The sequence below is a fragment of the Paenibacillus sp. FSL R5-0928 genome, assembly GCF_037970385.1.
Classification (GTDB): Bacteria; Bacillota; Bacilli; order Paenibacillales; family Paenibacillaceae; genus Paenibacillus_AQ; species Paenibacillus_AQ odorifer.
Genome location: NZ_CP150225.1, coordinates 3,365,805 through 3,378,370, shown reverse-complemented (window position 1 = coordinate 3,378,370; position 12,566 = coordinate 3,365,805). Strand labels below are relative to the sequence as shown.

The window sequence follows — 12,566 nt, the reverse complement described above, 5'->3', positions numbered from 1 at the left end:
AACCTATTGATTCTTATTAGTCGCAAATTGAGGCCGTTAATTCGTACTACGTCTAACCGAAACACTCGACTCTCGCACGATTAATCGTGGATCAAGCTGCACCCTTTGATACTCCCCGGTAATATTATCCTGAATACGTTGTAAAAGAAGCTGTGTGGCTAAACGCGCCACTTCATTCCCCATGATGGAAACCGAACTAATCTGAGGCGTTGTAATAGTTGTCCATGAGTTATTATCCACCCCAACCACCGCCACATCTTCCGGAACACGAACGCCTAATTCTTTAAAACGATTCACAATACCTATGGCCACCATGTCATTCACTGCATAAATAGCGTCTGGCATATGTGTCAGGCTGTAGAAATAATCAGCGGCTTGCAGCCCCGTTTGCAAGGAAAAGTCTTCGCCAAAATAAACAAGCGAAATATCCACTTGTTTTAAAGCTTGCTGATAGGCAAGATAACGATCTTCAATAAGATCTTTTTGAGCTCCTGCATATGCAATTCTAGTTCGACCGATATTGATTAAATGCTCCATCACTAATTGACCTTCAAAACGTGACAAGCTGACGATGTCTGCTTTCACATTTTCTGTGATTCTTTTCCCGTAGTTAATGATGGAGACCGGAACACTCGATTTATTAATTAACTCTACCATGGTCTTTGGATAAGCAAGAGGCATGATAATGAGTCCATCTACATGTAATTTTTTGACCTCACGAATCGTTTCGAGCTCAGTGCGCGGGTTGCCAGAAGTATTAATTTGAATTACCCGATAGCTATGTTGTTTAGCGGCTTGCTCTACGGACCAGGCGATATCCGGAATAATTGCGTTGCGGATGTCAGGAACGGCCAGAGCAATTTGCTTCGTTTGGCGGATTTTGAGGCTTTGCGCAGAGGTGTTCGGAGTGAAACCCATCTCCTCAATCACTTGAAGTACCAGCGCCTTGGTCTTGGAACTAATTCCCTCTGAATTATTAATGGCTCTTGAGACAGTAGCAATACCTACCCCCGCCCGTTTCGCTACATCCTCTATGGTTACTTTGTTTTTATTAGCCACTCTGATAGTCCCCTTATTTCCGGAATCGTTTTCGTATTTATCTCTATTCCGCTCATCTAAAATCAAAATTCCAATGTAAAGATTATAACATAATACTGCATAGAAAAATACATATCTCAGCTACCGTCATGTGCCTTAACGCTTGATATAGCTCCGTTTTAGTGAAATATTTCACTAATTTTCGATATTAATATTTTCATTATTTAAATTTGACAATATGAAAATTATGTGACATATTTGTTCTCGGAAACGTTTCCTCTTTTTCAGAAATAAAACACTATTTATTATCAATTATTAATCTAGGAGATGAATGATATGCAAGCATTAAGATGGCATAACGTCAAAGATCTACGGTTAGAAACGATTGAAGAACCAGCAGCCCTTGAAGGAAAAGTGAAAATCAAAATCGAATGGTGCGGAATTTGTGGCAGCGATCTTCACGAATATGTAGCTGGCCCTATTTTCATCCCCCAAGGTACTGATCATCCCCTTACTGGTGAAAAAGCTCCAGTCGTAATGGGACATGAATTTTCTGGACAAATCGTAGAAGTAGGTAAAGGCGTTAGCAAGTTTAATGTTGGTGATCGCGTCGTCGTCGAGCCTGTTTTTGCATGTGGTGAATGTGTGGCTTGTCGACAAGGTAAATATAATCTTTGTGAAAAAATGGGCTTCCTAGGTTTGGCTGGTGGTGGCGGTGGATTCTCAGAATACGTCGCAGCAGACCAACATATGGTGCACAAAATTCCAGACAGCTTATCCTATGAACAAGGTGCTCTCGTGGAACCTTCTGCCGTTGCTCTACACGCTGTTCGTTCCAGTCAACTAAAGGTTGGAGATAAAGCTGTAGTATTCGGTGCTGGCCCAATCGGTTTGCTGGTCATTGAAGCTTTGAAAGCATCCGGTGCAGCGGAAATCTATGTTGTAGAACTTTCTGAAGAACGTAAGAGTAAAGCTGAAGAACTCGGTGGTATTGTAATCGATCCTAAACAATATGATGTGGTCGAAGAAATTCAAAAACGTACCGATGGTGGCGTAGATGTTGCTTTTGAAGTCACTGGCGTCCCTCCCGTTCTAACCCAAGCCATTAATTCCACTAAATTGAGTGGACAAATCATGATCGTTAGTATTTTCGAAAAAGATGCTACGATTACTCCAAACAATATCGTACTTAAAGAACGCAACTTAACTGGTATCATCGGATACCGTGATGTTTTCCCAGCTGTAATTAGCTTGATGGAACAAGGGTACTTCCCTGCTGAGAAGCTTGTTACTAAGAGAATTAAACTGAATGAAGTGATTGATCACGGGTTTGAGGCACTTTTGAAAGAAAAAAATCAAGTAAAAATCCTTGTAAGTCCTAAACAATAACCATAAGCAGCCTATTGGCTGAATCATAAAAGAAGGCGCTGCCCCTAGCAGCTCTTTCTAGAATTTGTAGCGGTCTCTGTTATTAAAAAAACAACCAGGCAGCGATACTCCGGGAAATGGAGTATCGCTGCCTGGTGTTTTTGATCTGTAGCGGGGCTTAAGCAAATTTATGGGCAAATCCTTATACACTCTGATTTAACCCGCTTAAACATCCGCTGATCCACCAAAGTATAATTGTCCACACACTATGCAGGAGTTGCCAAGTCTGATGCTCTTGAGTGATCCTTTCGGACCGTCCGTAGCTTCCGTTGTATCCCCTCTTAGTATACTTCTAGCACCTAATTTAAAGGATTCGAATGAGATAATGGGGAGTGATATAGGGTAAATGTGAAATAACTGCATTCTGTGCACTTATTCCGGATGAAAAAGCAACTATACTTGTTTTAATTGTATTCTGTACAATTAAAAACCTAAAAATCTACCTATACGGAAGTAAATGAGGAAAATAGATGTACTAAATACAGTTATATCTATGACCCAACCAATTAAGGAATTATAGTTGTACAAAATACAATTAAACGCTCGCTCTGCTTCAACTAATTGCTTCCATCGCCACTCTGATTCATCTATTCTAGATGAAGTGTAGCTCCCTATGGAACAGCCCCTAGCCCGTTTGTTTGCTACTATCTATACTTATGCGTATTTATCATTTATCAAATAATGCAGATTCTCTTTTACAGCAGGCCATTCGGTATCCAATATGCTAAAGACCACATTATCATGAATCGATCCGTCAGACTTGATTCTATGCTTGCGCAGAACTCCTTCTTTAACCGCCCCAATTCGTTCTACTGCTCTTTGTGACCTCAAGTTGTTCGCGACCACTGTAAATTCTACACGGATCAGCTTAAGTTCTTCAAAACAATAGTGTAGCAGCAGCGACTTGCCCTCTGTGTTCACACTAGTCCTCCAATAATCAGGCGAGATCCAGGTACATCCGATTTCCGCATTGCGATGAACCAAATCCGGATGCATAATCCTTGTGGTTCCGATAATTTGACCTGTTGCTTTCTCAATGATAGTAAAGGTAATTTGTGAACCGTTTTTTTGATTTGCTAAAGCTGTTGAGATTAATCCTTGCACCTGCTCGTCCGACGTTATTTTTCGCCAGGTAAATTCCCAGATGTCTGGATTTCTTAACACTCTCGCCAATCCTTCTGCATGACTTTCATCTATTGGAACCAGCTTAATTGTTTTCCCGTCAAGTAGTTCAGTATTCATAACACTCATTTGGTGCACCGTTCTCTCAATGAAATATGCTGAATGATATCTGCAATTTCTTCCACACGAAAGGCGATATGGTCTGCTCCGGCTTGTTCAAGCTCTTCCTTGGGACCATAACCAAAAGTCACTCCAATAGATTCGACACCACAGCCAATAGCACCGATCATATCATGCTTACGATCTCCTATCATTACCGCTTCCTCTGGATGTATGTCATTCTCATCAAGCACGTACTGAATAACCTCTTGCTTCTTAGAACGGGTACCGTCCAGATTACTTCCTCCGATATGTTTGAAATAATGATCGAGCTTATAATGCTCAAGAATCTGTGCTGCAAAAACAGTCGGTTTGGAGGTTGCTACATACAATGAGTATCCATTCGTCTTAAGTCCCTCCAGCAATTGGGGTATACCTTCAATCACCATATTCTCAAATAATCCCGTGGCACTGTAACGCTCCCGGTAAAAAGCAACCGCTTGAAGCGCTTGTTCCTCAGTGAAATGGTGCAGCTCGATAAATGAATCATATAACGGAGGACCTATGTAAGGAAGAAGCTCATCCAAGTGTTCGATCTGTATATCAAATTTGTTCAAAGCGTATTCTACGCTTTTGGTGATGCCTTCTTTGGGGTCTGTTAAAGTACCATCTAAATCAAATAAAATGTTGTGTAATCCTCTTCCCACGGTTGTCTTGCTCCCCTCGACTGTTATTATTGCATATATTTATCATACCTTCGTTTCCACATACTTTCCACATACTTCTCAAATACGATAAGTAACCGAAGCTATTACATATTATCGGAGGAGTATCTTATGAACATGACGCATTACATGTCTTTGCTAGCAGACAACCAGCCTTGGAACTTGATTATATTCATGGCAATCCCCGTGATTTTCGCTGAGACGATTACCATTACAGAGTTTATTATTTTGTTCACCAAGAATCTAACAGGCCCGCTACGATCCTTCAACAAAGTCTGCAGCATACTCGCAGGGTTATATTTCACAGGGGTATTCCTTTACTTGTTCCCAACTGCATTTATTCCTTTGTCTGTGAATGGGGAATGGCACACATGGTTAGATATCGTAGCCGTGGGCTTCTATTTAAGCGGAGTACTCTTCTTATTGCCACTGGCTTTGTTAGATCTTGATCTGATTGCCCGTAAACGATCGGAAGAGCACAAGATGAAGCTGCATTTTCTGCTAATTAGTGGCTTCTTGGTCGTGGCGCATATAGCGATGATATTTGGGATGATTAATCCGGAAATTGTGGGCAGTATGGGTGGAATGGGCGATATGATGCATTAAAGTTTATTAACATAACGTAATCTAAGTCAAAAAGCAGATCAAGGATAAAACCTTGATCTGCTTTTTGTCTCGTACCGGTTATCCCGCGCTTTGTACAGTTACCACAGTACGCTTCTTGCGTAATAAAAACATCAGCGGAAATCCAAACAACACGATAATGGAACCTACCACAAAAACATCATTCACACCCATCGTGAACGATAGTAAACGTATCGAATCTGTATTACTTGCACCGGAGCTGATCAACTCTTTAGAGTGGAGTAAAGATCTACTCGACAACAGGGATGTGAATACTGCAATCCCAAGTGAGCTTAACACATTGCGGACCCAGTTGTTGATCGACGTAGCATGCCCAGACCATTCGACGGGAATTTCCTCCATTGAGGCTGTACTGCTTGGAACATTGGCTAGTCCAATGCCGAGATTACGAACGACCATCGCCCACATAATAAAGCTATAAGATATGTTCGTTTGCAGCCGACTAAGCATGAATAAACCGATGAATATAAATAAAATACCCGCAGAAATCAACTTCACAGGTCCGAACTTTGGATACAGCTTACCTACGATTGGACTCAGTAAGGCAAGGAGGATCGAGGACGGCAATAAAATCAGCCCTGTTTTAAGCGTTGTAGCCCCTTCTACCGTTTGTAAGAACAAAGGGGTTAAATAGGTTCCGGCATACATCGCAATCGTAACCAAACTATAGATACTAAGCATGGCGGTAAAACGGCGATTACGGAATACACGCAAATTCAGCAGAGGCACCTCCGCCTTCAGCTCGCGCAAAACAAACAAAATTAACAACACAACCCCCAAAAGGATTAACGATAAAGTTTTCCATGAAGTCCATCCCCAGCTGTTGCCTTGGCTAAATGCGGTTAATAACGATAAACTACCGAGGACAACGGTGAGGAAACCAGGAATATCAAATGACTTCGGAATATTCATTCGATAATATGGGATTAACGTTAGGGTTAGAATAACAGCTATAATTCCAATAGGAATGTTAATTAAGAATAACCAATGCCAGCTGGCATATTGGAGCAGCCAACCGCTAAACGTCGGACCTATGGCTGGCGCGACCATCGCGGATAGCGACCAGAGGCTTACAGCAAACGGTCTGCGTTCTCCCGGAATTACTTGAAATATGATGGTCATCGTACAAGCCATAATGAGACCGCTGCACGAACCCTGAAGCATCCGAAATACAATTAATGATGTTGGATCCCATGCCAAAGCACAAAGCAAAGAGAACATGGTGAATCCCATCAAGGCGAAAAGATAAAGCCTTTTGTAGCTGAATCTTCCTCCGAGATATCCGGCGAGTGGTGCGGTTACTCCTGTCGCCAGCATAAAGCCCGTGACCATCCATTGCATGGTGTTCAGACTCGTATTGAAATGATCCATTAAAAGAGGAACAGCAATGTTGATCGTCGTTGTACTTAAGACAGAGACGAAATTTCCGAAGAATATGGCAATCATGATCGGCCAAAAATGTATTTTGCTTGCTTGATTTTCTTCCATGCTTCCCCTCCTCATTATTTTTTATATGTCTACTTTTACATATATAAGGTGACTTGAATAATGTTATAATCGTATGATCAATATGTCAATGATGACATATCCCCGAAAAATTCAATGAAAACGGATTTATAATAACTGGAGGGCTTTATAGTAATGAATACACTGTCTTATGGACTTCTAGCTTTACTTAGCGCTAACTCATTGTCTGGATATGAATTAACTCAGAATATCAAGCCGCTCTGGCGTGCTGGACATAGTCAAATCTACCCTCTATTAATGAGCATGGAGCAACAAGGTTATATCACCTTTAAGCTCATTGAACAGACCGACAAACCGGATAAAAAAGAATACTCCATTACGGAAGCAGGACTGAAACAATTGCGGCAATGGGTGGAAACTCCTGCTGAGCCTCCGGTGCTGCGGGATGAACTGCATTTTAAGCTGTATAGCTTATGGCTATCCAACCCGGCAGAAGCCAAGGACCTATTACTAAAACGTGCAGAGTTTTGTAAGAGTGAGTTGGAGCGATACAAGGTTTTGCTCAAAGCAAACGAAGTGTTGCGTGATGAACGCGGTGAAACTCGTGAGTTAAAAGCCACAACTTTTGGACGTTATTTACTGATCCGCAAACGTGTGCTTGATATGGAGAGCTCTATACAATTTTGTGAATGGGCACTTGAAGAGCTTGAGTCGAATAAATAACATTATAAACAAGCAAAAAAAGAGACCTCATTTTGTATATGATGAAGTCTCTTTTCACTTACATTTATTCGGATTTAGATAGATTCAATAGTTGCACCTCGCAACGAGTACCCGCTCCAGGTTGACTTATCATTCGAATCTTGCCTCCATGCAATTCCACCAGCTTTTTAACAATGGAAAGTCCCAGACCTGAACCACCGTATTGTCTTGAACGTGATTTCTCTACCCGGTAGAAACGCTCGAAGATATAGGGAAGCTCTTCCTCAGGAATACCTATTCCTGTATCTTCAACTATTAGAGTTGCAGCATCCGCTGCAAATTCCACATGAACAATAATCTCGCCTTCATCCGTATAACGAATTGCATTTTCCAGAAGGTTCATAATAATCTGTTCCATACGTTTTTGATCTCCACGGATCATATACGCATCTCCGCTAAGCTGAAGCTTCAGCAGTAACCCCTTCTCCTTTGCTTTCAGTTCAACTCTGCGCACGGCTTGTTCCGCTAGCTGACTGAGATCGATCCACTCTTGGGTAAGAGTAACCTTTCCTTCCTCCATCTTTGCCAGTTCAAATAAATCATCCACAAGATGCTGGAGCCGATGTGCTTCCCGATGAATGATATCCAAGTATAGATCTCTTTCCCCTTCGGTCTCGTAAAGTCCATCTTTTATTACCTTGGTATACCCCTCCAAATATGTAATGGGCGTTCTCAGCTCATGTGAGATATTTGCCAGAAATTCCTGACGTGTATCCCTGTATCGTTGCAGATCGACAGCCAGATCATTTATAGCCTCTGCCAAAAAACCAATCTCATCGTTGCTACGTATAGAAAGTCTCGTTTCCAGCTCGCCAGCCGCGATTTTCCGGGTTGCCTTTTGCATCTTGATCAGAGGTCTGGACAAAATCATGGCGATCACACCAGTGATCCCTATAGCCAATATAAAAGCCCCTATTCCTGCAATCAGCAGCAGATTCCGGATGGAAGCCAAAGATTGCTTCATACTCTCTGTAGAGGACATTACATAAAGTGCAGACTGAGTTGTATCCCCCTCCATTATTGGTTTTCCAATGATAAAATAAGAATGTCCAGCAGGATCTTTATACTCAAAATCAACACTTTTCCCAGCGAAAATCCGGCTAACATCCGAAGCTTGGATGAATGAACGATCCGAACGATCATGTACACCCGAGTGGAGTATCACATTGCCATCCTTCGAGATATTAAAGATACTGACATCCGAAAATTCTGCAAAGGTACTCATCATCTGCTCATTTGAACTATCCTGCGATTCCGCCATTCCGATAAAATGTGAGGTGAGTTCCTCCGTCTCTTTTTGCATCTCGTTGTAATAGAAGCTTGTAAACATCCGGTCTATAGTAATTCCAAGGACAAGCAAAACTACTAAAAAAACAGACATTATAATATAACCAAGCTTAAGTCCGATGATGTTATTTTTCATACCAGATTACCTGGAGCGTGAAATTTATAACCTAACCCCCACACTGTTTGAACCGGATTATAGGAGAGGTCTGCCTTATGCAATTTCTCACGGATATTCTTAATATGGGTGTCGATAACACGATTCTCCCCCTCATAATTATTCCCCCATAATCGTTCCACCAGTTCTTCTCTCGTAAAAACCCGGGTAGTGTTTTGCGCCAAAGTAGCCAGTAAATCAAACTCCTTGAGAGTGAATTCAATGGATGTATCCTGAATATGTACCTCCCTAGCTTCTGGGTATATTTTAAAATCAGGGTATGTGAGCACCTTATCCTGAGGTTGGTGGGCAAATGTAAGTGTTGAACGCCGCAGCAGAGAATAAATCCTAGCCACTAATTCTTCCGGCTCAAACGGTTTAGTAAGATAATCATCTGCTCCTATACCGAGACCACGTACCTTATCCTTGGTTTCAGAACGTGCGGTTAGCATTAGAATTGGGATAGAGCTTGTCTCCCTCACCAGCTTGCAGACCTGCCAGCCATCCATATCCGGCATCATCACATCCAGCAAGATTAGGTCAAAGCTGTGTTGTTTCAACAGTTGGAGTGCCTCATGACCCGTTGACGCCTCTTTTGTAGACATCCCTTCTTTACTTAAATAAATCCGCAATAAATTCCGCATGTTCCATTCATCATCTACGATCAGTATCTGTAGCTTATTCAAGCCGTTCACCCTCTTTATGACCTAGTTCTTCTCATTATACAAAAAAATACAGAACAAGCCGACATCATCCCTAAATGATGCCAGCCTGTGATTATGGTTAGTGGCCGGAATGCGGATTGCCTCCTGCAGTAGGTGAGATTTCTAGCATATCATCAATTTCACTTTGTGCTCGCTCATTTATTGCAAGGTTATCTCCAGTTATCCAAGCATGATTGTAAGGACCTTCCGCTGGTGAATCTTGAAATTTAGGTTGAAGCTCCATCATATACTCCATTACTGAATCTGGCAGCCCGTCTTTTTCTGTAAAAATAAGCGGCGCATGTTTCCCCAAATGGGAAAACGGCGCAGCGGCGATAGCGAGCATCGTTGAATCCGTGGTTAACAAAGACAGGTTATGACCGGGTGTAGTGATTCCCCAGCCGAATCCGTTATTGGCATCCTTAAAACTTGCAAAAGCTATAGCGTTCTTAAAAACATCTTGTCCAGCTATACGGGTAACTGTTCCGTATTCTTTTAATTGCTTTTCTACATCTGCTGAGACAATGTCTTCTGGTCCTAGGATATAAATAGTTGCACTACCTCCACGTTCTTTTAAAGCCTCGACCGTTGAGTTAGGAATTTCGTCTTTGGTTACATAGAGTAGAGGTTCCGGCATATGTGCGATCCAATTCACTGCTGGCAGCGTGTACTCAGGGCTATCCATAGAACCAATTATGACCGACTTTGGAAGTTCGCCGGCTGCTTTAGCGTAATAAGTATCTATAGCCTGAGCTACAGCCGCTGGCTCATCCCCTTCTATCCGGTCTACTTTTAAATCAATGGCCTTTAATTGTTGTTCTACATTAGATGCCATAGGCCCAACAAGCACTACCTGAACCCCATTATTGCCATCAGCACCTATTGGATTCAGTCGCTTAAGTTCTGCGAGGGTAACCTCAGGAACCCCATCTTTTGTGGTATACAGGACGGGGCCGTTACTGGGATGATGAATCAAATCTGCACTAACTGCGGCAATCTGCCAATTACTCACATCCGTCAAAACTACACTTGAGGGTCTATTATTCTTTGTTTGCGCAGTCCATAAAGTCTGAGAAACTAACACTGCGGCTTGAATCGGATCTGAAGTGTTAATGCGAGTAGTATTCTTCGTAGCTATCCAAGGTGGCTCCACCGTTGCAGAACTAGCATGCGAATTAACCTTAGATGGAACATTATTGCCTGATTGGCAGCTTGTTATCACTGTACTCAAAAGCAAACTAACGGCAACAAATGGTATGATTTTTTTCATCCTAAACCCTCCTGTGTGATGTTCTCGCTTGATTTAGAGTAGTTTAGTCTACAAATGTGTGGAAAGTATGTAGAATTTAAAATAAATAAAATTTGTATATAATGCAAAAAGAGCATCCCGTAAGCCATGTATGACTCAGGATGCTCTTGGTTTAAAGTTTTTTTCAACACTTACCAGTGTTTAGCGATAAAAGTATCCCGACCGGATTGCTCCCGATCTTCTTTGTAGTGCTTAGGATTCTTATGATGATAATCCTGATGATACTCTTCTGCACGATAAAAAGTTGGCGCCGGAAGAATTTCCGTAACGACTGGACCGGAGAATCTGCCGCTGCCCGCAACCTGTTCTTTCGAGGCAAGAGCCGCTAACCGCTGTTCTTCATTATAATAGAAGATAGCTGTCCGGTACTGAGTCCCTCGATCCTGGAATTGTCCACCATCATCGGTAGGGTCAATCTGAGGCCAATATAATTCAAGCAGCTTCTCGTATGAAAAAAGCGCTGGATCAAACGTAATCTGCACAACCTCGTAATGCCCCGTTGTTCCGGTTTTGACTTCTTCGTAGGTTGGATTCTCAGTTAACCCTCCCGCATATCCCGATACAATTCCATGAATGCCTGGTAATTCCTCAAACGGTGTCACCATGCACCAAAAACATCCGCCTGCAAACATCGCTTGTTCCATATGATCAAATCTCTCCCTATCTATCTTCATCTAATAAATAATATATGCTATGACGATAAAGCCAAAAGATCATAAAGTCAATGGAAGTCAGCAGCACCATTAGAATTCAAATCTCCAAAACGTTATAATATAACAACAACAGAAGTAGAAAGGAATGCGCTATGAGAAAAAATCGTTTAGGACAATCCGATTTGCATGTAAGTGAAATAGGACTTGGCTGTATGTCTTTGGGTACGGATGAGGCGAAAGCCATTTCCATTGTTCATGAAGCACTCGATCAAGGAATCAATTTTGTTGATACAGCAGATCTTTATGATGAGGGCCGTAATGAAGAGATTATTGGCAAAGCCATTCGTCAACGTCGACAGGATGTAATCCTGACCACAAAAGTTGGCAACCGCAGAATTCCCGGTCAAGAAGGCTGGAGCTGGGACCCTTCAAAAGCCTATATTAAAAATGCAGTCAAAGATAGTCTCAAACGGCTGCAAACGGATTACATCGATCTATACCAGCTGCATGGCGGCACTATTGAAGATCGAATTGACGAAACGATTGAAGCTTTTGAAGAACTTAAGCAAGAGGGTCTTATCCGCTATTATGGGATCTCTTCTATTCGTCCTAATGTAATTAGAGAATATGTGAAAAAATCAAATATTGTAAGTGTTATGAGCCAATATAGCATTTTAGATCGACGTCCTGAAGAAGAAATCCTCCCTCTGCTAGCCAAGCATGGAATTAGCATGATCGCACGCGGGCCTTTAGCGGGGGGCATTCTATCAGAGCGTGGCCGCAGCAAGGCGGAAAAGAATTACTTAGATTACAGTAGTGAGGAACTTCTGAATTTGCATGATCGGCTTTCACAGGAAACTAGCGACTCTCGCAATCTTGCACAAACAGCGCTGCATTATCCACTAGCTAATCCATCTGTAGCCGTTATTATTCCTGGGGCAAGCAGTCTGGAGCAATTAAAAAGCAATGTAATGGCTGCTGATGTAGCTCCACTCACTTCGGAGGAACTTGCAGACATTCAGCAGATGAGCAAAGCAAATCGTTACAAGCTTCATGTATAGATTAGTCACTTTCGTTAAAAACAATGGGGTGTCCATAGCCATACAATGGCTGTTGGGCACCCTTACTTTTTGAATCTAACTGATCGCTGATCTAATCCTTAAACTTGGTTTG

General features: G+C 42.1%; 12 protein-coding genes. 4 read left to right on the top strand and 8 right to left on the bottom strand.

The genetic code is table 11. The features are described from left to right. Positions 1-36 precede the first annotated feature (36 nt). Entirely contained in the window at positions 37-1,059 is a 1,023-nt protein-coding gene (locus MKZ16_RS15250) for a LacI family DNA-binding transcriptional regulator (RefSeq protein WP_036678110.1), read from the bottom strand. 315 nt (positions 1,060-1,374) lie between these two features. Between MKZ16_RS15250 and MKZ16_RS15245 the strand changes: the two genes are divergently transcribed. Next, positions 1,375-2,427: a 2,3-butanediol dehydrogenase gene (locus tag MKZ16_RS15245; RefSeq protein WP_036678113.1), complete on the top strand. Its 1,053-nt coding sequence runs from the start codon at positions 1,375-1,377 to the stop codon at positions 2,425-2,427. A 693-nt stretch (positions 2,428-3,120) separates the two neighbouring features. Here MKZ16_RS15245 and MKZ16_RS15240 read toward each other — a convergent pair. Together MKZ16_RS15240 and MKZ16_RS15235 are read right to left on the bottom strand one after the other, a co-directional pair. After that, positions 3,121-3,708: a GNAT family N-acetyltransferase gene (locus tag MKZ16_RS15240; RefSeq protein ID WP_339815869.1), complete on the bottom strand. Its 588-nt coding sequence runs from the start codon at positions 3,706-3,708 to the stop codon at positions 3,121-3,123. Between the two features lie 5 nt (positions 3,709-3,713). Then, positions 3,714-4,394: an HAD family hydrolase gene (locus MKZ16_RS15235; RefSeq protein ID WP_076105617.1), complete on the bottom strand. Its 681-nt coding sequence runs from the start codon at positions 4,392-4,394 to the stop codon at positions 3,714-3,716. Positions 4,395-4,523: 129 nt separating this feature from the next. On the opposite strand from MKZ16_RS15235, the gene MKZ16_RS15230 reads away from it, so the two are divergent. After that, complete coding sequence (locus MKZ16_RS15230; RefSeq protein ID WP_076105616.1) at positions 4,524-5,018, top strand: DUF6803 family protein; 495 nt, start codon at positions 4,524-4,526, stop codon at positions 5,016-5,018. 78 nt (positions 5,019-5,096) lie between these two features. Here the strand turns inward: MKZ16_RS15230 and MKZ16_RS15225 are convergent, their stop codons facing one another. Further along, positions 5,097-6,545, bottom strand: coding sequence for an MDR family MFS transporter (locus MKZ16_RS15225; protein ID WP_038570799.1), 1,449 nt, complete (start codon positions 6,543-6,545; stop codon positions 5,097-5,099). 153 nt (positions 6,546-6,698) lie between these two features. Here MKZ16_RS15225 and MKZ16_RS15220 point away from each other — a divergent pair, with 153 nt between their 5' ends. Beyond that, positions 6,699-7,247 carry a PadR family transcriptional regulator gene (locus tag MKZ16_RS15220; RefSeq protein WP_076099308.1) on the top strand — a complete coding sequence of 183 codons (549 nt, stop codon included), beginning with the start codon at positions 6,699-6,701 and terminating at the stop codon, positions 7,245-7,247. A gap of 64 nt (positions 7,248-7,311) precedes the next feature. Here the strand turns inward: MKZ16_RS15220 and MKZ16_RS15215 are convergent, their stop codons facing one another. From MKZ16_RS15215 to msrA, 4 genes are all read right to left on the bottom strand, one after another. Next, positions 7,312-8,709 (bottom strand): HAMP domain-containing sensor histidine kinase, encoded by a 1,398-nt coding sequence (locus MKZ16_RS15215; protein WP_076105615.1) that lies wholly within the window; start codon positions 8,707-8,709, stop codon positions 7,312-7,314. Next, complete coding sequence (locus tag MKZ16_RS15210; RefSeq protein ID WP_179090025.1) at positions 8,706-9,413, bottom strand: response regulator transcription factor; 708 nt, start codon at positions 9,411-9,413, stop codon at positions 8,706-8,708. The genes MKZ16_RS15215 and MKZ16_RS15210 overlap by 4 nt, the downstream gene beginning before the upstream one ends. Before the next feature lie 97 nt (positions 9,414-9,510). Further along, positions 9,511-10,701, bottom strand: coding sequence for an ArsR family transcriptional regulator (locus tag MKZ16_RS15205; protein WP_051491006.1), 1,191 nt, complete (start codon positions 10,699-10,701; stop codon positions 9,511-9,513). Positions 10,702-10,871: 170 nt separating this feature from the next. Further along, positions 10,872-11,384 (bottom strand): peptide-methionine (S)-S-oxide reductase MsrA, encoded by a 513-nt coding sequence (gene msrA, locus MKZ16_RS15200; protein WP_036678131.1) that lies wholly within the window; start codon positions 11,382-11,384, stop codon positions 10,872-10,874. A gap of 161 nt (positions 11,385-11,545) precedes the next feature. On the opposite strand from msrA, the gene MKZ16_RS15195 reads away from it, so the two are divergent. Further along, positions 11,546-12,454, top strand: a complete 909-nt coding sequence (locus MKZ16_RS15195; protein ID WP_076105614.1) for an aldo/keto reductase — start codon at positions 11,546-11,548, stop codon at positions 12,452-12,454. The last annotated feature ends 112 nt before the right edge of the window (positions 12,455-12,566 follow it).